Origin of the sequence: Veillonella parvula (assembly GCF_032575955.1) — a bacterium.
In the GTDB taxonomy this organism is placed as follows: Bacteria; Bacillota; Negativicutes; order Veillonellales; family Veillonellaceae; genus Veillonella; species Veillonella parvula_J.
In genome coordinates, this window is record NZ_JAWFXN010000001.1 from 439838 (window position 1) to 463407 (window position 23570).

Sequence of the window (23570 nt, forward strand, 5' to 3'; positions counted from 1 at the left end):
AAACTCTCTATTGACTATCAAAATAAAAACATAATAAAATATAAAGCAGGTTTACATTTTATTACAAAAGGAGAAATATGAAAAAGAGAGAATTATTATTCTGTCTAAGTTTAGTGTGTATGGTACCAATACATATTTTGGGTGCTAAACCTATTGATACTCAAGAACAACTAGATAGAGCGAGAGAACAACAACTAGCGAGAGAGGCGCGGCTTGGAGAGGGACGAATTACAGTACAAACAGGTGGAATAGATTTTTCATCTGGTTCTTTAACATCACAAGATGGTTATACAGTACCGGCACAACAGCCAGCACATGTAGAGCCATCTTTTTTGGTATCTCATATCCGTGTTGTTGAAGAACCTATTAGTCAGTCTGCAGAATTAACATATAGTAATATGATAAATACTACTATGGATCAGACAACATTTGTGGATAATAGTTCTGCAGCAAGTGTACGATTAATTAAAGGTCCATTATATTATGAAGCACAAAAAAAGAAGATACAATTAGATGTGCCTAACGAGTTTACGTTTCTACGTAAAACAATTAAACCATTTGTAAATCGCAAACTTACAGTTGAAGATGTAAATAGATTATCTACTAGCTTAAATACTGCACTTATAGAACATGGATACGTCACGTCTCGGATTGGTATTCCATCCCAATCATTAGCTTCAGGTAATCTACAATTTAATTTACAACTCGGTCGCGTAGAGTCTGTCTTATATAAAACGTATGCACAACCATTGCCATGGCAAAATGCATTTCCTATTCGTGAAGGGGATATCCTTAATATTCGAAATATAGAACAGGGGATAGAGCAAATGAAGCGGATTGGTTCTCAAAATGTGTCTGTTGAGCTTGAGCCAGGAACAAAACCGTTAGCTACGAATATTGTACTTGAAACTACTAAAAAACCACCAATTCATGGAATGATATCCATAGATGATTCTGGACTAAAAGATACTGGTAAACTGCAGTGGACGGCTGCAATTGGAGTTGATAGGATATTTAATGCTAATGATTCATTAAACTTAAGTATTAATCGAGATGCTGCTCAAGATGGTGAACGAAAAGGTAGTCGAAACCATACTATTTCTTATTCAATACCTAGAGGGAAGGACACCTTTAGTATTTCCTATAGTGATATGAAATATCATCAAACGATTAATTCTATGGCTACTCCATTTATTAGTTCTAGTCATGCAAAGACTGTAAGAGGTTCGTGGAATCATGTATTTCATCGAGATCGAATGACTAAGCGTAGTTGGGATATTATTATCAGCAAGCGTAATGCTAAAAATTATATTAATGATGTAGAAATTGCTGTACAACGTGCTAATACAGCTTCTTTAGAAGTAGGTATATCAGAACGTAGATACATAAAGAAAAATACATTATACTCTAGAGCAGCTATTAAACAAGGGGTTGGTTGGTTTGGTTCGCAACCAGAATATGGTAATGGAGCGCCTAGTACTCGATATACTCAACTATTGTTAGATGTCGATTATCAAATTCCACGTATATGGGGACATAGACCAGCAAGTATAACTACATCTTTCCATGGACAATGGACATTAGGGGATAAACGTTTATTCTCTAGAGATATGATTAGCCTTGGGAATCGATATACTGTACAAGGATTTGATGGTGAAAATACACTAATGGCTGAAAGTGGCTGGTATATGCGTAATGAGGTTGCTAGTTACATCCCTAAATGGAAATCAAGTGTTTATGCTAATATTGATTTTGGCGCCGTATATGGTCCAAGTACAGAGGTATTTACAGGAAAATTTATTGCTGGTACTAGTCTTGGGATAAGAGGGCAATTTATATCTGGATTATTCTATGATGTATTTGTTGGGGCTCCTTTATATAAACCAAGTGGTTACAAAACTGATTCTGTAACCGCAGGTTTCCAAGCAGGTGTGCGGTTCTAATATAGTATACGTATTAATTGAGAGAGTAAATATGAAACAAAAACGATTACAATATAAAATTGCAGTATGGCTTACTATGGGGCTAATGATCGTTGACCCTTTAGTCGTACCGTTTGTATATGCAGAAAATCCTATAGAGGTAGATCGAAATGCGCCACATGAAAGACAAGCCATGATTGGACAAGCTGCTAATGGTGTCACATTAGTAAATGTCGTAGGCCCTAGCGCTGGTGGAGTATCTAGAAATGATTATACTAACTTTAACGTACCACAAAATGGTGTAATTCTTAATAACTCTTACCAAATGTCTAATACCAAGCTTGGTGGATATGTTCCTGGTAATACTAATATGATGCGTGGTTCTGCCAATGTCATTGTTAATGAGATTACTTCACACAATCCAACCAATATGAACGGGTTTATTGAGGTAGCAGGTCATAAAGCTTCAGTAGTTATAGCAAATCCTAATGGTATTACTGTAGATGGTGGCGGATTTATCAATACAGATCGAGCAGTATTAACTACAGGTAAACCTGAATATGATTTATCAGGAAATCTAAACTCATATCGGGTGGAGCGAGGAATTGTTGCTATTAATAGAAACGGTCTTAATGCCAAAGAGGCTAACTCGTTACAAATTTTAACAGAAGCAGCGAGTGTAAATGCTGGAATCTGGGCAAATTCGATCGAAGCTCGCACGGGTAAGAACAAAATAGATGCTAATACATTAGACACGCAAAAAATTGGTAATTCTAACAATATTGGCTTAGATGTATCCGCAATTGGGGGTATGTATGCAAATTCTATTACTCTGAAAGGGACCAATACTGGTCTTGGGGTAAATGTTAAAGGTGTAGTAAGTTCTTCACAAGCCTCTAGTATTACTAGTGATGGTCAAATTGTAGTTGATGGTGGCGTTACAAGTAATGGCAATACTATTTTAGATGGACAAAGTATAGCAATTCATTCAAATGGTGTGGTTCAAGGTGATTCCTCTACAACTGTACATAGTCAAGAAAAGGTAAACAATAATGGTCTTATCAACTCTGGAAATACTACAACTATAAATGCTAAATCTATAGATAATCATGAAGGTGGACGTATTTATGGTGATACAGTAGATATTAAAGCTAATATAGTTACAAATCATACTAATAGTGAAATAGAAGAACGCTATCATAAAGCTGGTAAAGAGCTAGAAAAGGCAAAAAATGAACTTGATGCTGAATGGAATGCTGATATATCTAAATATAAGACCAAGCCTGAGTTAGACGCACATCGTCAACGGATTAATGATTTAACAAAAGCGTATGATGATGTACAAGAGAAAGTTACTGCTCTTAAGGCAGAACTAGATTCTCATAAGTCTGGTGTAATTGCGGGTCGTAATCACGTTAATATAACTTCAAATACAATAGATAATACTGGTAAAGGTCTCATTTATAGTGGTGGAACTATGGACTTTATTGCTAAAGATGGTATACATAATAAAGGGGCGACTATTAAAGCTACAAAGTCTATTAAACTTGATACTCCTACAGTAGAAAATAATAATGTTGCGTTAGGAACCAAGCGTGTTTCAGATGGGATTACTAAAAATCCAGATAAAATAAAAGTTACTCATCCAAATCATAAATTAGAAGGTCAGGTATTTGATAAGTCTGAGTTCCCATATGCTGATGATTCAAGTGGTTATGGTACACCGCATGTAAAACCAGTTAAAACGCCTGAAGATGAAGCTTATAATAAGGAAATGAATAAGAATGAGAACCGAATAAATCAGTTTACAATCATTAGAAGTGAAGCCGAACAAACTCACAAAAAGATTACCAATGATGATCCAGGTATCATTAGTAGTGGTGGTGATTTAGTAACTACTGGTATACTTTATAATGATAATAGCAGCGTGATTTCAGGAGGAACTTTTAAAACAAAGGGCTCTATACAAAACATATCAGATATGATTAGTGATAAAACCTTTATTACTGGAACTACTCAAGAGAGTAGAACCGAAAAGAAAAGGAAACGTCATGGTTATAGAAGTAAACGTATACGTGTTTGGGGCCCTGAAGTCTTTATGACACCGTCGATTACTGAAGAAAATGTAAAACCAATTGGTACTCTAAAAGAGCACGCTGAAGATAAAGTATCCAAAGCTACTATTGCAAAGGTCAATGATAGTTTAGATCCATATGGTCTGGGTGGGGGCAAAGGTAAAGCAAGTCAAACCATAGATGGTTTATCGTTACCAACAGAGGCACTATATGATATTCATCCTGCTATTACGGCTAATGCTTTGATAGAGACTGACCCTGCTTTTACTAATCGAAAGAATTTTTTATCCTCTCAATTTATGATTGATGCGTTGACAAATAATCCTGAAAGAAGATTCAAACGTTTAGGTGATGGATTCTATGAACAGCAACTTATTAATGAGCAAATAGTATCAGCTACAGGTAAACAGTATTTAGAAGGTTATACAGATAATGAAGCTGAATATAAAGCATTATTAGAGGCTGGTGTAGCTTTTGGTAAAGCTTTTAAATTAACACCTGGAATTGCCTTATCTAAAGAACAAATGAAAGCTATAACGACTGATATGGTGTGGTTAGAAACTAAAACAGTTGTAGTAGATGGAAAAGCTCAACAAGTTCTATATCCTAAAGTATATTTAGCGAAACAACCTGCAAAATCTGTTGATGCAATGGGTGGAATCATAAGTGGTAAAGCTATTGTTAGCAACACTAATGCAGATATTCTAAATCAAGGCATTATGACTGCAGATACAATTGTATTAGGGGCTAATGATGTAGAAAATACAGGTCGTATAGATGGACGTAAAGTGACTATTAAGGCATCTCAAGACGTAATAAATACTGGTAATATTCATGGTGAGAAACAGGTTAATATTAATGTTGGTCGTGATATTAATGTAGGTGCTCATGTAAATAGATTACAACATCACGATATTGTTGGTCGCCAAGGAACTATAGGTGTAGGAGAAAAAGGCGATTTAGTTTTATCTGCTAAACGAGATGTTAACCTTAAAGGTGCTATTGTTTATACTGGAGATAATTCTAAAGCAACGATTGAGGCTGGTCAGAATATTAATTTAACAACAGAGGCATTATCCGCTAAAAAGGATATGACTGTTAATAGTGAGAATTATAATCGCACAGATCGTCGTACTGAATTAGGTACAGCTATTTTAAGTGATAGTAATGTTAATTTACATGCAGGAAATGATGTAAATATCCGCAATGGTATTGTTAATAGTGAACATGGTGTCACATCTGTTGAAGCTGGAAATGATGTTACTATTACAAATGGGCAAAGTTATAGTCGTGATGAATATGGTCTAAAATACAAAGAAAAGAGTTTACTATCTCGTACAACTAATATCATACGTACAGATCATGAACGCACAGGTGTTTTATCTTCAACAATTGGTGGAGATACGATTAATGTGAAAGCTAATCGCAATGTTTCGGTAACAGGTTCTAATATTTTGGGAACAAAAGATGTATCCGTATCTGCAGGTAATGACGTGCGTACAGATTCAGGTGAAGAAACACAACGTGATGATGTATATCAATATAGTAAAAAATCTGGCTTAATGGGCGCTGGTATAGGCTTTACTATTGGTAGTAAAAAAGTGACTGATACAACAGATGGCAGATATAAAAATCAAGTTGCTACCAATATTTCTTCCTCTAAGGACGAGATAAATGTTAGTGCTGGTAATTCAATTCACAGTACAACAACAAACTATTTTAGTAATAAACCGATAGACTTATCTGCTCAAAATGTAACGGTTGATGGAAAACATAATACTGCACATGTAGTGCAAAGTCACGAGGAGAAGCGTTCCGGTCTTACTGTAAGTGTTGGTGGTCAAATTGTTAATGAATTGAATGCTGTTCAGCAACTTGGTAAGCGTGCTAACTCTAGAAAAAATAGCAACTTATCAACATTAGAGTATCTTGAGGCTGCAAATACTTTAAAACATGCTTATAATGATGGGACTTCTTATAAAAATGCTAAGATAGAAAAACTTGTAGAAAAAGAAAAAGATATACTTGCTAAGGCTGATGAACTTAATAAAGCATATCAGGCAGAACATCCTGAAGAGAGCAATGCTATGCATCCAGATGTAAGAACAGCGATTAATAATGTAAATAATAGAATTAAAAAAGATCGTTTACTCAATATACAAGTAGGTATTGGTTCAAGTAAATTTAAACAGCATAGCGAACTTAATCAAGAAAATTATATAGGTAGTTCTATAGGGAGCAAAAATAATGTAAGTATTACTGCAGATAGTGATAATAGTGACAAAGGAAATATTCATATTAAAGGTAGTATTGTAGAGGCTCCAAAGGTTAATCTAAATGCATCAAATAACTTAAGTATAGATGCAGGAACGAACTCTTTAGTACAACGCGATACATATACAAGCTCAGGATGGTCTGTTGGTGCCACAGTTAGTCCTCACGGTAATGGTGTTATTGGTTTAGATGCTAATGTGTATAAAGGTAAAGAAAATGCATTAGAGACAACTAAGACGCATACTGGAACTGTTATTCGTGGTAAACAAGTCAATACTGTCTCTGGAAATGATACAGAAATTATTGGTTCTAAGGTCATCGGTGAAAGTGTGACCACAAAAGTTGGACATAATTTGAATATTGAAAGTTTACAAGATACGAATGACTACCATAAAATAAGTAAAAATAAAGGTATATCTGTATCTTATGGAATGAGTGGACCTGTAAGAGTTGGATTTGATAATTCGAGAGGCACTACAGACAGTCACTATGCAAGTGTTACAGATCAGGCTGGTATATACGCAGGTGATGGTGGATATAATGTACAGGTAAATAATGCAACTACACTTACAGGTGGTATAATTAAAGGGAGTCCTGATAAATCCAAGAATAAATTATCCTCTAATTCTTTAAAAATGAATGATATTCAAAATAAAGCATCCTATTCAGCAAAAACTTCTGGATATAGTTTATCTACAACTAAACGCTCTAAAAATAATCCGATAGGTATTACTGGCAGCCCTAAAATGGGGATTCCTGTGAAAGGTAATTCTAAATCAACTACTCATTCTGCCATCAGTGAAGGTATCATTGAAATTGCTGAGAAAGAATCTTTAGAAAAGATTAATCATGATACGGAACAAGCATTAAATAAACTAGCACCGATTTTTGATAAGAAAACAGTAGAAGAAAAACAAATTCTTTTATCTAAAATTTCTGATCATGGATATAAATTAATTGGTGATATTGCTGTTAGCGAACAAAAAAAATATGTAATATTAGCTGAATCTGCTGAAAATGCTAATAATGAAAAATTAGCAAAAGAATACTTGGACAAGGCTAAAAAATGGGATGATGGTGGAATTTATAAAGTTGCTTTACATGGTGCGCTTGGTGCAACTATATCGAAGCTTTCTGGATATGATTCTTTTAATGGATTTAAAATTAGTGCAATAAATGAAGTTACACAACCACTTCTAAGAAAAATCGATAATCCTGACATGCAAAAGTTAGTTAGTATAATTTTAGGGAAAAGTATTAGTGATCAATCAATAGCAGTGCCTTTGATAAATTCAGCCGTTGATAATAATTGGTTGACCCATGACGATCAGCTAAACTTGTTACGTGATTATAGAAGTTTTAAGTATGGAGAAATTAGTTTAGACGAATGGGTTAGAAAACTTGCTTATTATGATACCCTTATGTGGTATGAATACAATCATAATTCAATCTATAAAACTAATAATGAAACATCCATACTTTTAAATGGTGAATTGGAAAGTAGTATACCAGAAGTAATTGGATCGGGTTCATTCCAAGATATTATGAACAATTTAGTATATAAATATGTTACATCAAATGGCCTAGAAGATTCATTTAGTATGTACAAACAAGAGGCTAGTTCTAGAATTGTTTCTTCTAATAAAGCATATGAAGACTCCTTGCTAAATGACTATATTGATAAATATGGTGTAGAAAAAGGGCGTGCATTATATGGATATGAAAAACAGAAACGTGATAGAATCAATAATAATTCTATTAATAATTTAACTTTAAGTGTTGATAAAGATATTTTATATAATAACCACACTAGTACAACCAAAATATTTGACTATAATTTAAATTCTAATAATCCTAATGATACTATAGAAGTTAGTAAACCTACTAATAGTATAAGTACTAGAGATTTAGAAAAGTCGGTTTTAACTAATACTACATCTGAGTTGACCAATCAACCTTTAAAGGGGTATTTATATTATACTGAGAATGCTAAACCTGCTTTTAGAGTAGTTAATAGATTGGGGGGGGTTTTTAGTATAGGAAGCATGACAAATGATTTTGTGCAAGACTATTATACCTATAGTGGAACCAATTTAGTTAAAGCTTGGGGGACAAATTTAATTCCTCCAATAGGCTCTGCAATAGGAGGTGCTTATGGTACTGCAGAAGGATTCAAACTAGGATATCCTTATGGACCAATTGCGACAGCAGTTTCATCTTATTCTTTAGGAACTTTAGGAAGTATTTCCGGTGGAATAGCAGGAGATATAAAAAAAATGGAGCTACGACAAGATATTCCGACAGATGAAGAGATTAGAAAACGAGGTGAAAATAATAAATGAAATTAGTATATTATTTTGCTACTATATCCTTGTTTTTAGCATTTGCCTATAGTGTAATTCAATATATTCGAAGATCTAATGAGGACATAAATGAAAAATATAGATTAATTAGTTTAGGAATATTTTTAGTTGTATTTTTTGTGGATTTTAAGTTCTTAGATGATATAAATAAACAATTTAAATATCTAGTTGAGTTTTTACTATTATCATTCAGTACCTACTTGTTTTCGCTAATATTTAAAAATAGTAACCATAAATGGATTTACTATTTATTTACTTTCTTTACTATATTGCTATTTTTAATGGCTATCTTATTTTCTATATAATTTTATTCAAGTTATATATTTAGCTAGATATAGGTATTAATTTATTTTTCAACATATATTTGGGGTAAAAGTTTTAGATAATAGTTTGACATTCATCCCTCTCTATTGCTACAATATTGTGTATAATATATGCGATGAAGCAGAGTAGTAAACCTCTCTAGCGAGTGAGGATGGTGTAAGCTCACATTTGGTTGAAGGCGCTGTAGAGCATTGGCAGGAACGCAGGTATCTGTTAGTAAAGGCCAACATAGAAAAAAGAGGGCGCAAGCCAAATAGGGTGGAACCGCGGGTATACTCGTCCCTGTAACGTTTTTCGTTACAGGGACTTTTTTGTTTGTAACGAAATGGTTGATTTTATGTCGGTTGTGTAAAGTGGAGGCAGCAATGACATTTCAAGAGATTATTTTAAATTTACAAAAATTCTGGAGCGATCAAGGTTGTATCGTTCAAAATCCATATGACATAGAAAAAGGTGCAGGTACAATGAATCCTGCTACATTCTTACATGCTATTGGTCCTGAACCATGGGCTGTATGTTATGTAGAGCCTTCTCGTCGTCCAGCAGACGGTCGTTATGGCGATAACCCTAACCGTTTGTTCCAACATCATCAATTCCAAGTTATCGTGAAACCATCTCCAGATAACATCCAAGAATTGTACTTACAATCTTTGGCTGCATTGGGTATTCATGCTGAAGATCACGATATCCGTTTCGTTGAGGATAACTGGGAATCTCCAACATTGGGTGCTTGGGGTCTTGGTTGGGAAGTATGGCTCGACGGTATGGAAGTAACTCAGTTCACATATTTCCAACAAGTTGGTTCCATTGATTGTAAACCAGTTTCCGTAGAAATTACATACGGTTTAGAACGTTTGGCTATGTACATTCAAGGCGTAGAAAACGTATATGACCTTAAATGGAATGAAAATGTTACATACGGTGATGTTTGGCATGCTAACGAAGTTGAACAATCCGTATACAACTTTGAATTAGCTGATACAGATATGCTTTTCAAATTGTTTGATATGTACGAAGCAGAAGCAAAACGCGTTTGTGCAGCTGGTTATGTATTACCAGCTTACGACTATGTATTGAAATGTTCCCACACATTCAACTTACTTGATTCCCGTGGCGCTATTTCCATCAGCGAACGTACTGCTTTCATCGGCCGCGTACGTGCATTGGCTCGTATTTGTGCACAACAATACCTCGCTAAACGCGAAGAGTTAGGTTTCCCACTTTTGAAAGGAGATAAATAAGATGGCAAAAGATTTATTATTTGAAATCGGTGCAGAAGAAATTCCTGCCGGCTTTATGCCAAATATCTTAGGTCAATTGAAACAATTGGCTGAAACAAAATTAAATGATGCCCATCTTTCTTTTGAAAGCATCGCAACATACGGCACACCACGTCGTTTGGCTCTTATCGTGAAAGGTCTTGCTGACACATCTGCTGAAATCAGTGAACGTCATAAAGGTCCTTCTGCGTCTATCGCATATGATGCTGACGGTAATGCCACAAAAGCAGCTATCGGCTTTGCTCGTGGTAAAGGTCTTGATGTAGCTGATCTCGTTGTAGAAGACGGCTATATTTACGCTGAAACCAAAACTGCAGGGGTTCCTGCAAAAGATATCGTCACAGATATGTTACCTCAATTGATTACAGGTCTTAACTTCCCTAAATCCATGCATTGGGGTAATTTAGATGCTAAGTTCGTACGTCCTGTACGTTGGCTTGTAGCTTTACTTGATGAAGAAGTAATTCCTGTAGAATTTGCTACTGTAAAATCTGGTAATGTAACACGTGGTCATCGTTTTTTAGGGGCTGATGAAATCACTATTAAAAATGCAGCATCCTATGTAGATACATTAAAAGAAAACTTTGTTATGGTTGATCAAGACGCACGTCGTGAATTGATCTCCAAACAATTACATGATATGGCAGCTTCTAAAAATGCATCCATCGTTTGGGATGATGATTTGTTAGAAGAAATCAACTATCTTGTTGAATGGCCTACAGCATTGTGTGGTGGCTTTGAAGAGTCTTACTTGACACTTCCAGATGCAGCCATCATCACACCAATGAAAGACCATCAACGTTATTTCCCATTAGTTGATCAAGACGGCAAATTGTTGCCAATGTTCTTAACCGTTCGCAATGGCTCCGATCATTCTATTGAAGTAGTTCAAGCTGGTAATGAACGTGTATTGCGCGCCCGTCTTGATGATGCTAAATTCTTCTTCAACGAAGACCGCAAGAAACCTCTTATCGACCGTCAAGATGGTTTGACTAAAATTGTATTCCAAGAAGGTCTTGGTAATTTAGCGGATAAAACTGAACGTTTACTTAAATTGGGCCGTGTATTTGGTGAAGAATGTGGCTTGCACGAAGATACAGCTGTTGTGTTAGAACGCGCTACAGAGCTCGCTAAAACCGACCTTACAACCGGTATGGTTACAGAATTCACTGAATTACAAGGTGTCATGGGTAAGGAATACGCTTTACTCGATGGTGAATCCCCTGAAGTGGCAGAAGCTATTTTTGAACAATACTTACCACGTTTTGCAGGTGATGTATTGCCTCAAACTGAGGCCGGTAAAGTATTGTCCATCATCGATAAAGTAGATAACATCGTCGCTACTTTCAGCCGTGGTTTAATCCCTACAGGCTCTCAAGATCCATATGCATTGCGTCGTCAAACAATTGGTATCTTGAATATCTTGCTTGGTAGCGAATGGAATATCAGCTTACGTCCAATCTTCAAAGCATCTATGGAATTACTTAATGTACTAGCTGAAAAACAAGACGAATTGCTTGACCAAGTAGAAGAGTTCTTCACACTTCGTTTGAAAAATATCTTCCTTGATCGCGAAGTTCCTCATCATGTAATTGACTTATTGTTATCTAACAACGAATTGTCTGTTGCTGATGCTGAAGGTCTTGTAAATGCATTGTTAGCTAACCGCATCGATGAAAACGTTGAACTTGTTCAAGCTTATACTCGTATGTACAATCTTGTAAAAGATGTGGAATATACTGGTGTTAATAGCGATTTATTGAAAGAAGATGCTGAAAAAGAATTGTTCGAAGCTGCTTCTAAAGCATCTGAAGCAAGTAGTGCTGCTTGGGAAGCTGGCGATTATGATGCAGTCGTGGCAGTTCCAGCTACTTTAGTTCCAGCCATTAACAAATTCTTTGAAGATGTAATGGTTATGGATAAAGATGAAGCTATTAAAGCTAACCGTTTACAACTCGTTCGTTTAGCATACAGTGTAATGGCTATTATTGGCGATATTAGCGCATTAAAATAACATATTCTAGTAAAAGTTAAAATTTTTATAATGATATACAGGAGAAGAGGTACCGTGCGTACCTCTTTTTTGCTTTTACGAAGAATATGCAAATTTTATGCAGGATTTTTAGAGACTATGACGAATACTTTATAATATACAAAGTTGTATGAGGAGATAGATGATTATGAATCATGATGAATTATATAAAGCCTTGTGTAAGGTGCCAAGCGGCAAAGAAAAGTCTCGTGATAGAATTATTATTGAATTATATATGCGTTCCCAAGGAGCATCACAGAAGCAGTTAGTAGATGCTCTAAATATGCGTCCCGCTACTGTGTCGGAGCAGACAGATATTCTCATTGAATTGGGATATGTTACAAAACATATTGATTATATGGATAAACGTATATCTGTAGTTACTTTAACAGATGAGGGGAAACGGTTAGGCAAAACTCTTTTACATACATTTAACGAATTTCTTAATGTAATGTTCTCTGATTTATCGGATGAAGAACAGGAGAATTTATACCGCTTATTAGGTAAGTTAAAACGACCAATTATACGTAAATAATACGTAAATATTTGGATTATTAAAATAATATAGAAAATACTTGCTAACAGTACGTGATTTATGATACTATATTGCTGTTAATTTGAGACAGTCCGCTGCCTATAAGGTGTAGGTATTGAATGTCTGCAAACAGGAGGAAACAATGAACATTATTAACGTACTTGAACAAGAACAACTTCGTACAGACATCCCTACTTTCCGCGCTGGTGACACAGTTCGCGTACACGTAAAAGTAGTGGAAGGTACTCGTGAACGTATCCAAGTGTTCGAAGGTTTGGTAATCAAACGTCAAAACGGTGGCGTACGTGAAACTTTTACAGTTCGTCGTATTGCATCCGGTGTAGGTGTAGAACGTACATTCCCACTTCACAGCCCACGTTTAGCTAAAATCGAAGTTATGCGCCGTGGTGTTGTTCGTCGTGCTAAATTGTACTACTTACGTAACCTTACTGGTAAAGCTGCTCGTATTCGCGAAAAACGCTAATGTTCATAAAAGGCTGCCGTTGGCAGCCTTTTATTTTTGCTAAAATTGGATATGAATAGTTCTATTTTATTATTCTATGAATTAAAGAGTTATAATAGAGGAATATAGAGCTGTAAAAAGATAAATATAAAATATACTAAGTATCTCTATGAGATGTATATAAAGTATGTAGAAAGGATATAAAATGGCAGATTCACCTATCGTACATTGGTTCCCTGGGCATATGGCGAAAGCTACTCGTATGATTACAGAGTACATCAAGAAGGTAGATGTTGTTATCGAGTTATTAGATGCGCGTATTCCTCGCTCTAGTGCGAATCCTGTAATCCTTGAACTCGTTGGTCAAAAACCACATATTGTACTGTTAAATAAAGTTGACTTAGCAGATCCTAAAGCCACAAAGGAATGGACTGAATTCTTTACTAAACAAGGCATTACAGTATTGGCTATCGATTCTAAATCTGGCAAAGGCAATAAAAAATTACTATCTACCGTAGAACGTCTAAGTAAACCTATCATTGATCGTTGGGTAGCGAAAGGTATTCGCAGTCGTTCTGTTAGGACTATTATCTTAGGCATTCCTAATGTTGGTAAATCTACATTGATTAACTCTTTAGCTGGTTCTGCTGCAACGCGTACAGCTAATAAGGCAGGTCATACACGTGGTCAACAGTGGGTTAAAATCGGTAAAAATCTTGAATTGCTTGATACACCAGGTGTATTATGGCCAAAATTAGAGGACCAACGTGCCGCGGCTCGCCTCGCTATGACAGGTGCCATTTCCGATGATGTTTATGATTTAGAGCATGTTATAAAACAGCTATTAAATTACTTATTGACGAACACGCCAAATATTTTGGTAGAGCGTTATAAATTAAAAGAAGAAGAGATGACCGATGTTGATACGATTCTTGAAAGCATCGGACGTCGTCGAGGTTGTCTTGTAAGCGGTGGCATTGTAGATTTTGACAAGGCTCGCCGTATTATCTTGCAAGACTACCGCAATACTAAGTTAGGTACAATTACTCTCGATCAAGTTGATGAAGAACCGTACTACCCTGCAGATGGTGAGGAGAGTCATAATGGATAAGGATGTATTTTCTAAGTTAAAAGTAGCAGATATTAAAGCTCTCTTTGAAACTGAACAAGCCTTAGAGATTTTGTCTTTTGCTCAAGAGGATACTCGTAGTTCTGTACAGAAATTGGCTGCTTCTTATATTAAGCGTCAAGAAAAAGAGTTAAAAGAACAGCAACGCCTCATAGGTATGTATGACTATGAAGGCATGTTCTATGATCAAGGTATCTATCATGTGGCTGGTGTTGATGAAGTGGGGCGTGGTCCTATTGCGGGGCCTGTCACGGTAGCTGCTGTTATCTTGCCACCTATGACATTAATTCCAGGCCTTAATGACTCTAAAAAACTAACCGAAGAAAAGCGTGAAGCGCTCTATGATATCATCATGGACGAAGCCGTTGCTGTTAGCTGTATTTCCTACGGCCCAGAAAAGATTGATGAACTCAATATTTATGAAGCAACGCGACAAGCGATGTATGAGGCTATTCGTACGCTCAGCGTACCAGCTGAAGCAGTAGTGGCTGATGCTATGAAATTGCCTGATTTAACGATTCCTGTTGAATCCATTATTAAGGGCGATAGTAAAAGCGCTAATATTGCTGCTGCATCCATCATTGCAAAGGTTACGCGAGATCGATATATGAAGAGCCTTGATGTTGAGTTCCCTGGTTATGGCTTTGGTATTCATAAAGGTTACTATACGGAATTACATAAAAAAGCTATCGAGCAACAAGGGGTAACACCGCTTCATCGTAAGAGCTTTGAGCCTATTAAATCTATTGTACGTTGGGTTAAACCTGAGTAAATCTTAGTTATTTATATATGGGTAATAGATTTACTTTATGATTCGACTATTAAGTTAAGTCCTATAGTCGTATTAGTTTTATTCGTTATATCATTATAAATTGCATATAGTTTATATCCGTAAAGAGGTTCCTATTGGTCACCTATGTGACTATTAGGAACCTCTTTTGTATTTACTTTTGTTACCTCCATAATTTACGCTACAAGTAAGTATTACCTGTTGAAAGATTAATATAGTATAGATATTAAATTCTATGAGTTGTTGTTGCAGATACACCTTATTAGGAGGTATATATGAAAACGATTAGTACTGGTAAAGCATTTAATGAACTCGATTCAAAAGAACTGGGCAAATGGGGGGAACGAGTAGCTACCAATTATATTGAAAAAATGGGACTTACGGTAGTAGATACAAATTATCGAACCCGTTTAGGCGAAATAGACATCATTGCTAAACGTGATTTAGTCTATCATTTTATAGAGATTAAAGCTCGCCGAGGTATGCAACATGGACTAGCACGTGAGGCAGTTACCAAGAAAAAACAAAAGCATATTAAACGAGCTGCTATGTTGTTTCTATATGATTTAAATCAAAAAAAGCGCCGTTGGAAGGAAATATCCTTTGATGTAATAGAGGTGTATTTGCACGAGGACTTTCAAAGTTCTATTCATTATTTACCACAGTGCTTTTAGTGAGGTCAGTTTATGTACGCAAAATTAAATGGAGCCACCTTACACGGCATTGATGGATGTATCATTACTGTAGAGGTTGATATATCACAAGGTTTGCCGGTCTTTGATATCGTTGGACTACCTAATCAATCTGTTAAAGAGGCTCGTGAACGGGTACGAGCGGCCATTAAAAATAGTGGATACGAATTTCCAATGAGACGCATCGTAGTCAATTTAGCCCCGGCTACAATTCGTAAAAGTAGCGCTGGGCTCGATTTAGCAATCGCTTTAGGGGTTCTGCTTGCATCAGGACAGATAAATGGGCGTAAAGCTAAAATTTCGGCTTTATTTGATAAGAGTTTGTTTATGGGAGAGTTAGCGTTAGATGGTTCGTTATTACCGACCTTTGGGACTCTAGCTATGTCGCTAGCAGGATTAGATGCTAATTATTCAAAAATTTATACAAGTATTGAAAATGGTAAAGTGCTACAGTCTATTCCTAATTTAACTATATATGGTGGATCATCACTACAAGAAATTATTACTATTTTAGAGGAACAAATTAAGCCAAAGGTAGTTGATAAAAATAAACAAATAAGTATCAAAAAAGGAAAAGTAGATAAACACAATGCCAATAAATCAATTCTAGGGCCTTTAGAGTCTATGCCATTAACCGGAAGCAATGAAAATCTAGATACAATCAGTAAACCACAAGTAACTATGATTAGTAATAATTGTGTTGATACGTCTGTTACGGATGAAAGTATAACTATAAAGACTAATCAACCATATACAGTTGATTTTGGCGATGTACAAGGTCAAGAGTTAGGCAAACGAGCCATGCTCATCAGTGCTGCAGGTCATCATCATTGTATTATGATAGGGCCTCCAGGTGGGGGTAAAACGATGATGGCCGAACGATTGCCGACCATATTGCCTCCTATGACTTGGAATGAAATTGTTGAAGTGAGTCGTATACAAGATGTAATAGGTTTACTAGGTGATAATGGGCTAGTGAAATCTAGACCTTTTAGACATCCTCATCATACGGCAACTTTGGCTAGTATGGTCGGTGGAGGGATACAGGGACGTCCTGGAGAGGTAACATTAGCTCATGGAGGCGTATTATTTATGGATGAAGCGCCTGAGTTTCAACGCCAAGTAATCGATGCATTACGACAGCCTTTAGAGTCTAGAACGATTACTATAAATCGGTCTCAAGGAAATTATATATATCCAGCTAATTTTATTTGTATTCTTGCGGCCAATCCTTGTCCTTGTGGGTATTACCATGATCCTTATAAGGAATGTGTCTGTACAGAAACGATGGTTAAAAACTATCAGCAACGGTTATCAGGGCCGATTATGGATCGTATTGATTTGCATATTCCCGTTGAGAGACCGACCCTTGAACAGCTGTTAGATACATCATCTTCAAATATGACGAGTGAAAGTATGAGACAACAAGTTATCATGGGCACTGCTATGCAACAGAAACGATATGAAGGTTTTGACTTTAATTCGAATGGAGCAGTTCCCCATAAGGCAATTAGTGAACTATGCAATATTACAGATAAGGCTTGGAGTGTTTTAGGCAATATATTTGACCATTTTCATTTAAGTGGGCGAGCTTTTGATCGCATATTAAAGGTGGCTCGTACAATTGCTGATTTAGAAGAAAATCCAAAAGTAGAACCACATCATATTTCTGAAGCAATGTTATTTAGAACTGGCAAATAAAGTAATTATCTCATAAATTTAGTAGTTGTTTATTTGCCAAAAGTAGTTGTTTGATTCTATATAAAATTAATGATTATATACTTAGAAAGAATTACTAGGTGTTTATATGATTAGATACGATGACAATATTTATATTGCAGGATTACAAAGCTTATACAATGTTGGAGCCACATATGTAAGGCGTTTTATAGAGGATTTTGGATCCCCTTATGATGCGTGGCAAGCTATTAAGAATGTAGAAAACTTAAAATCTTATACATATATTTCTGCATCTGATAAACGTGCCATTTCAGCATCGGCTAAAGATGAAAAATTAGAGTATATTATCCATAAAGTAGACGAATACCAGATGGATTTTACTACCTTTTTAGACAAAGACTTTCCGTCTATTTTAAATCATATATATAATCCGCCAGCTATTTTGTTTATGAGAGGTAATCGAGCACTTTTAGATGAACGATTAAATCGTATTGGTATAGTTGGGGCACGGAGTTGCTCCTTATATGGTCGGAATGTGGCAAGAATGCTCGGCAAGGAATTGGGTAAATATAGCACCATTATTGTCAGCGGTGGGGCTCGTGGTATAGACTCACATGGTCATGAAGGCCTTTTAACTAGTCAGGGGTACGGAATCGTTGTTATGGGATGTGGTTTAGATATTACCTATCCTCGAGAAAATGCAAAATTATTTGATCGTATGTTACAAAATAATGGGTTACTTCTATCCGAATACCCGCCGGGTACACCGCCGTCCGCAAAACATTTCCCAGCACGGAATCGTATTATTAGTGGATTATGCAGAGGTGTTATCGTAGTGGAGGCCAAGTCCAGTAGTGGTTCTTTGATTACGGCAGATATGGCGGTTAGTGAAGGTCGAGATGTATTTGTGGTACCATGTAATCTATTAGACCATACGGCTGATGGAAATAAATTTCTAATGAGAAATGGTGCATATGTACTTACTGGGTATGAGGATATAGTTGAACAATATCATTTAACATTGCGGGAATATTTTTCTAGTGAACAAAAATTTTTACCAACAAGGAATAATGAAAATAAAGGTGTAAAAGATAGCGTTCAAATAGGGAATCATAGTCAAAGTGTTGATAGAAAAGGGTGCTCTATGTTAAGCTTTAATGTGGATAGGAGTGTAATATTGAGTGAAATACCTCATGATCGATGTATTACGGTTAGTGATATTTTGAAAGCTACTCGTATTCCATTACAACAACTACAGCCCTTATTACTAGAGTTAGAAATGGAAGGGGCTATAGAGAATCATCCGCCGAGAGGCTATATTAATATGACTAGGAGTGATATACTTGTCCATTAAACGATCTATCGTTATTGGCGAGCCGAAAGCAGCTAGTACTAGTAATGACACAAAAAAGAAAAATACTAAGAAAGAAAGTACTACGATAAAGCGTAAGGTAGCTAAGGAAGCCCTTACTCCAATGGGGATTGTACGGGATAAATCTGTACTACAAACTTCAGTGCCACCGGAGCAACGCGAACCTCGCGTATATAATCCTGATGGCAAAGTATTAGTAATCGTAGAGTCTCCTGCTAAATCTAAAACAATTGAAAAATTCTTAGGTCCCAACTACGTTGTAAAAGCGAGTATGGGCCATTTACGAGATTTGCCTAAATCTCAAATGGGCATCGATATAGAGCATGATTTCACGCCGCGCTATAGTAATTTGGTAACACGTAAAAAGGTTATTGATGAACTAGTTTCTTATGCTGATGAAAGCAGTGCCGTATTGCTCGCAACTGACCCTGACCGTGAAGGGGAAGCTATTTCTTGGCATTTAGCGTACATTCTAAATGTAGATCCTACATCTACATGCCGTATTACGTTCAATGAGATTACTAAAAATGCGGTAGCAGAAGCATTAGGTTCTCCACGTACTATCGATATGAACATGGTAGATGCTCAACAAGCACGCCGTGTATTAGACCGTATCGTAGGCTATAAATTGAGTCCTTTATTATGGAAAAAGGTTTGTAAAGGCCTCAGTGCAGGTCGTGTGCAATCCGTTGCAGTTCGACTTATCTGTGAAAGAGAGCGAGAAATTCAAGCTTTCGTGCCACAAGAATATTGGACTATTGAAGGCAATTTTGAAACGCCTAAAAAAGAATCTTTCACAGCGGAATTAACCCATATTAAAGGTGAAAAAATCGATATTACTACTGAAAGTGATGCACAAGCCATAGTTGATGCTATTGGCAATGAAGATGCAGTAGTGACTAATATTGAAAAGCGCAAGCGTTCTCGTAAAGCGGCACCTCCATTTACAACATCTACCTTGCAACAAGATGGTGTGCGTAAATTGAACTTTGGTGCTAAGCGTACGATGATGATTGCTCAACATTTATATGAAGGTTTAGAAATTGGCTCCTATGGCCACGTAGGTTTGATTACATATATGCGTACAGACTCTACGCGTATCTCTAAAGAGATGCAAGCTATGGCTAAGGACTTTATTCTTCGCAATTATGGGGAAGACTATTATCCGTCTAAACCAAATGTGTACGGCTCTAAGGGTTCTGCACAAGATGCGCATGAGGCTATTCGTCCTACATCTCTCGAGTTAACACCTAAAATGGTGGAACCATTCTTGAGTCGTGATGAACTTAAGCTATATACGTTGATTTGGAATCGTTTTATGGCTAGCCAAATGGCGCCGCAACTAAATGAATCCACAACGATAGAGTTGAATGTAAAAGATGACTATACATTTAAAGCGACTGGCTCTCGTGTTATCTTCCCAGGTTTCAGTACCGTTTATGAAGATGCAAAAAAAGAGGATGTACCTCAATTACCTGTTTTAAAAAAGAATGATGCTGCCCATACGGTAGAGGTATTGCCTGAACAACATTTCACACAACCACCTCCACGTTACTCTGAGGCGAGTCTTATCAAGACATTAGAAGAACTCGGCATTGGTCGCCCTAGTACATACGCACCAATTCTAGATACTATCGTAAGCCGTAACTATGTGGAAAATACGAATAAACAATTCGTGCCTACAGAGCTAGGCTTTGTGGTGGTAGATTTCTTGATTGCATACTTTGAAAAAATCATCAATACTGGCTTTACCCGTGATCTAGAAGAAGAACTAGATGCTATTGCGTCTGGCAAGGATACGTATGTAAAAGTATTATCTGATTTCTACGAGGTCTTTGCGCAAGAGCTAGAAGATGCAAGTGACGTAGACCGCATTGAAATTGCATCTATGGAAAGTGATGAAATCTGTGAACTTTGCAATAGCCCAATGGTATATAAATTTGGTCGCTACGGTAAGTTCTTAGCATGTTCTAACTTCCCGGAATGTAAAAATACTAAACCTATTACAGTAGGAACTGGTGTAACATGTCCTAAATGTAAAGAAGGGGAAATCGTAGAACGCAAGTCTCGTCGTGGGCGTATTTTCTATGGCTGTAATCGATACCCACAATGCGACTTTACATTATGGGATAAGCCAACTCATGATTTCTGTGAAACATGTGGTTCTATAATGGTTGAAAAGACATATAAAAATGGTACAGTTAAAAAGTTCTGTTCCAATGAAACTTGTCCTACTAGGCCACCAAAGAAAACAAGAAAGAAAAAAAGCGAAGCTAGTGAAGAAACTGTAAAAGAATCTAAAAAGTCTAGCAAAGCTAAAAAAGAGGAAACTACAATTGAATCATAAAAATGTTATCGTTATTGGTGCAGGCCTTGCAGGATCCGAAGCAGCTTGGCAGCTTGCTAACCGAGGCATTCATGTAGACTTATATGAAATGCGTCCTGTTAAGAGTTCTCCTGCGCACCAAACAGATCAATTTGCAGAGCTCGTATGTAGTAACTCGTTGCGCGCTGGTAATATTGAAAATGCGGTAGGTCTTTTGAAAGAAGAAATGCGTCGTCTCGGTTCCATCATTATGGAATGTGCTGATGCAACTGCTGTTCCTGCAGGTGGTGCTTTAGCCGTTGATCGTCATTTATTTAGTGAAATGGTGACGAAAAAAGTAAAAGGTCATCCTAATATTACAGTTCATCTAGAAGAGGTCACTGAACTTCCTACAGAAGCAACTGTTATTTTTGCATCTGGTCCGCTTACATCTGAAGCATTAGGAGATAAGATTAAGGCCTTAACTGGTGAAACAGGCTTTTACTTCTACGATGCTGCTGCACCTATTGTAACGGCTGAATCCTTAAACTATGATAAAGTTTTTGCTGCCTCACGTTATGATAAGGGCGATGCGGATTATCTTAACTGTCCTATGACAGAAGAGGAATATAAAGCGTTCTGGCATGAGCTTACAACGGCTGAAGCCGTACAACCAAAAGATTTTGAAAAGGAAATCTACTTTGAAGGCTGTATGCCCGTAGAAATTATGGCGAGCCGTGGGGAAGATACATTGCGTTATGGTCCCTTAAAGCCTGTGGGCTTAGTGGATAAACGCACCAATGAGGAATCTTATGCAGTTGTGCAATTGCGTAAGGAGAATAAAGAAGGTACCATGTTTAATTTGGTAGGCTTTCAAACTCATTTAAAATGGGGCGAGCAAAAGCGTGTATTCGGTATGATTCCAGGCCTTGAAAATGCCGATTTCATTCGTTATGGTGTTATGCATCGCAATACGTATATCAATTCTCCTGAGTTATTGAATCATGCATTCCAGCTTAAAAAGGAACCGCGTTTATTTTTTGCTGGTCAAATGACTGGAGTTGAAGGTTATTTAGAATCTGCTGCTAGTGGGCTAATGGTAGGCCTACAAGTAGACCGTTACTTAGAGGAACAACCATTTATTGAATTTCCTAAGACGACGGCTATCGGTTCCCTTAGTCACTATATTTCTAACTACGAAGGTTCAAATTTCCAACCAATGAACGTCAACTTTGGTATCATGGATCCATGGCCTCAAAAAGTACGCAAGAAAAAAGAAAAAAATGCACTGATTGCAAATCGTGCTTTAGAAGAACTGGATGCTCTAAAAGCTAAAGAAAATTTATAAGAAATAGCCTTTTAAGAAATAGTTTTATTTCAAAAAATAGTAAAAGTCCTACATTCATAGGTAAAACCCATGAGTGTAGGACTTTTTTGTTAAGTATTTTTGTATTTATTATTTACGTTTTTTAGTTTTTGTTGTTGATTCTGTAGCTACTATAACAGCTTGATTTTTCTTTTCAAGATAGCCTAGATAAATGAATACACAGATACCTACAATGATGGCTATTAAACTCGTCATTTGAGCAGATTTTAAACCTAGCGTTAAGTTTACGTAATCGCCACGTAAGAACTCTAAGAAGAAGCGAGCCGTAGAATAGAGAATGGCATATAGTACGAACACTTGGCCCTTAGCATGTTTGAAAGATCCAAATAATAGAAGGGCTACAAAGATCAGAATATCAATTTGACCTTCCCATACTTCGGCAGGCCAAAGCGGCTGATTACCGTAGGTGCGATAGGCAAGGGTACTTTCAGGATAGATAATACCATAATTACCACCCGTAGGATGACCGAAAGCATCACCGTTTAAAAGGTTTGCCATACGGCCTACCGATTGAGCTAAAATCAATGCAGGGGCAAATAAATCGGCAAAAGCCCAAAAGTCAATTTTGTTTTTACGAAGATACCAATAGCCAGCAATTGTGCCTAGTACCACGCCACCTTGAATGGCCATACCTCCTTGCCAAACAAAGGGAATTTCTAATAAATGATTACCGTAATAATCCCAATCAAAGAAGAATACGTCCCATAGACGAGCACCGATGAGACCAGCTACGGCTACAGTAATGGAAAAGTCGATGATGTGTTCATGCCAACCGCGGCCATCCTTTTTCAAAAGTACATAGGCAACAGAGGCACCACAAATGATAGCCAAAGCTAACATGGTACCATAGGCTCTAATAGGGAAGTCCCCTATGAAAAATAAATATTGATGCATACAAAACTCCTTATGTGATAATTTTTTATTAGTACATAAATTAAATTATAAAT

General features: G+C 36.7%; 14 protein-coding genes. 13 read left to right on the forward strand and 1 reads right to left on the reverse strand.

The genetic code is table 11. From position 1 onward, the window contains the following. The first annotated feature begins 77 nt into the window (after window positions 1-77). From E7L28_RS02050 to trmFO, 13 genes are all read left to right on the forward strand, one after another. Window positions 78-1943, forward strand: a complete 1866-nt coding sequence (locus tag E7L28_RS02050; RefSeq protein WP_316692116.1) for a ShlB/FhaC/HecB family hemolysin secretion/activation protein — start codon at window positions 78-80, stop codon at window positions 1941-1943. A gap of 31 nt (window positions 1944-1974) precedes the next feature. Beyond that, entirely contained in the window at window positions 1975-8613 is a 6639-nt protein-coding gene (locus E7L28_RS02055; RefSeq protein ID WP_024062584.1) for a two-partner secretion domain-containing protein, read from the forward strand. Window positions 8614-9323: 710 nt separating this feature from the next. Further along, on the forward strand, window positions 9324-10199 hold the full coding sequence (gene glyQ / locus E7L28_RS02060; protein WP_021148183.1) for a glycine--tRNA ligase subunit alpha: 876 nt from the start codon (window positions 9324-9326) through the stop codon (window positions 10197-10199). Between the two features lies 1 nt (window position 10200). Further along, on the forward strand, window positions 10201-12252 hold the full coding sequence (gene glyS, locus E7L28_RS02065) for a glycine--tRNA ligase subunit beta (RefSeq protein WP_077708450.1): 2052 nt from the start codon (window positions 10201-10203) through the stop codon (window positions 12250-12252). A gap of 166 nt (window positions 12253-12418) precedes the next feature. Beyond that, the gene (locus E7L28_RS02070; RefSeq protein WP_077708654.1) at window positions 12419-12805 is read left to right on the forward strand and encodes a MarR family winged helix-turn-helix transcriptional regulator; all 387 of its coding nucleotides are present in this window, start codon (window positions 12419-12421) and stop codon (window positions 12803-12805) included. A 142-nt stretch (window positions 12806-12947) separates the two neighbouring features. After that, window positions 12948-13289 (forward strand): 50S ribosomal protein L19, encoded by a 342-nt coding sequence (gene rplS / locus E7L28_RS02075; RefSeq protein WP_004695921.1) that lies wholly within the window; start codon window positions 12948-12950, stop codon window positions 13287-13289. A 184-nt stretch (window positions 13290-13473) separates the two neighbouring features. Further along, window positions 13474-14379, forward strand: coding sequence for a ribosome biogenesis GTPase YlqF (gene ylqF / locus E7L28_RS02080; RefSeq protein ID WP_060919830.1), 906 nt, complete (start codon window positions 13474-13476; stop codon window positions 14377-14379). Continuing rightward, window positions 14372-15169, forward strand: coding sequence for a ribonuclease HII (locus E7L28_RS02085; protein WP_120054810.1), 798 nt, complete (start codon window positions 14372-14374; stop codon window positions 15167-15169). Before ylqF ends, E7L28_RS02085 begins: the two co-directional genes overlap by 8 nt. Window positions 15170-15462: 293 nt before the next feature. After that, window positions 15463-15861, forward strand: coding sequence for a YraN family protein (locus tag E7L28_RS02090; RefSeq protein WP_004696986.1), 399 nt, complete (start codon window positions 15463-15465; stop codon window positions 15859-15861). Window positions 15862-15873: 12 nt separating this feature from the next. After that, window positions 15874-17580 carry a YifB family Mg chelatase-like AAA ATPase gene (locus E7L28_RS02095; RefSeq protein ID WP_278618103.1) on the forward strand — a complete coding sequence of 569 codons (1707 nt, stop codon included), beginning with the start codon at window positions 15874-15876 and terminating at the stop codon, window positions 17578-17580. A 106-nt stretch (window positions 17581-17686) separates the two neighbouring features. Further along, a complete protein-coding gene (gene dprA, locus E7L28_RS02100; RefSeq protein WP_187002448.1) occupies window positions 17687-18913 on the forward strand; it encodes a DNA-processing protein DprA in 1227 nt (408 codons plus the stop codon). Continuing rightward, complete coding sequence (topA, locus tag E7L28_RS02105; RefSeq protein WP_316711418.1) at window positions 18903-21278, forward strand: type I DNA topoisomerase; 2376 nt, start codon at window positions 18903-18905, stop codon at window positions 21276-21278. The genes dprA and topA overlap by 11 nt, the downstream gene beginning before the upstream one ends. Continuing rightward, window positions 21268-22584 (forward strand): methylenetetrahydrofolate--tRNA-(uracil(54)-C(5))-methyltransferase (FADH(2)-oxidizing) TrmFO, encoded by a 1317-nt coding sequence (trmFO, locus tag E7L28_RS02110; RefSeq protein ID WP_120054807.1) that lies wholly within the window; start codon window positions 21268-21270, stop codon window positions 22582-22584. The genes topA and trmFO overlap by 11 nt, the downstream gene beginning before the upstream one ends. A gap of 108 nt (window positions 22585-22692) precedes the next feature. On the opposite strand, the gene lgt is transcribed toward trmFO, so the two are convergent. Next, window positions 22693-23517 carry a prolipoprotein diacylglyceryl transferase gene (gene lgt / locus E7L28_RS02115; RefSeq protein WP_008713970.1) on the reverse strand — a complete coding sequence of 275 codons (825 nt, stop codon included), beginning with the start codon at window positions 23515-23517 and terminating at the stop codon, window positions 22693-22695. Between the last annotated feature and the right edge of the window lie 53 nt (window positions 23518-23570).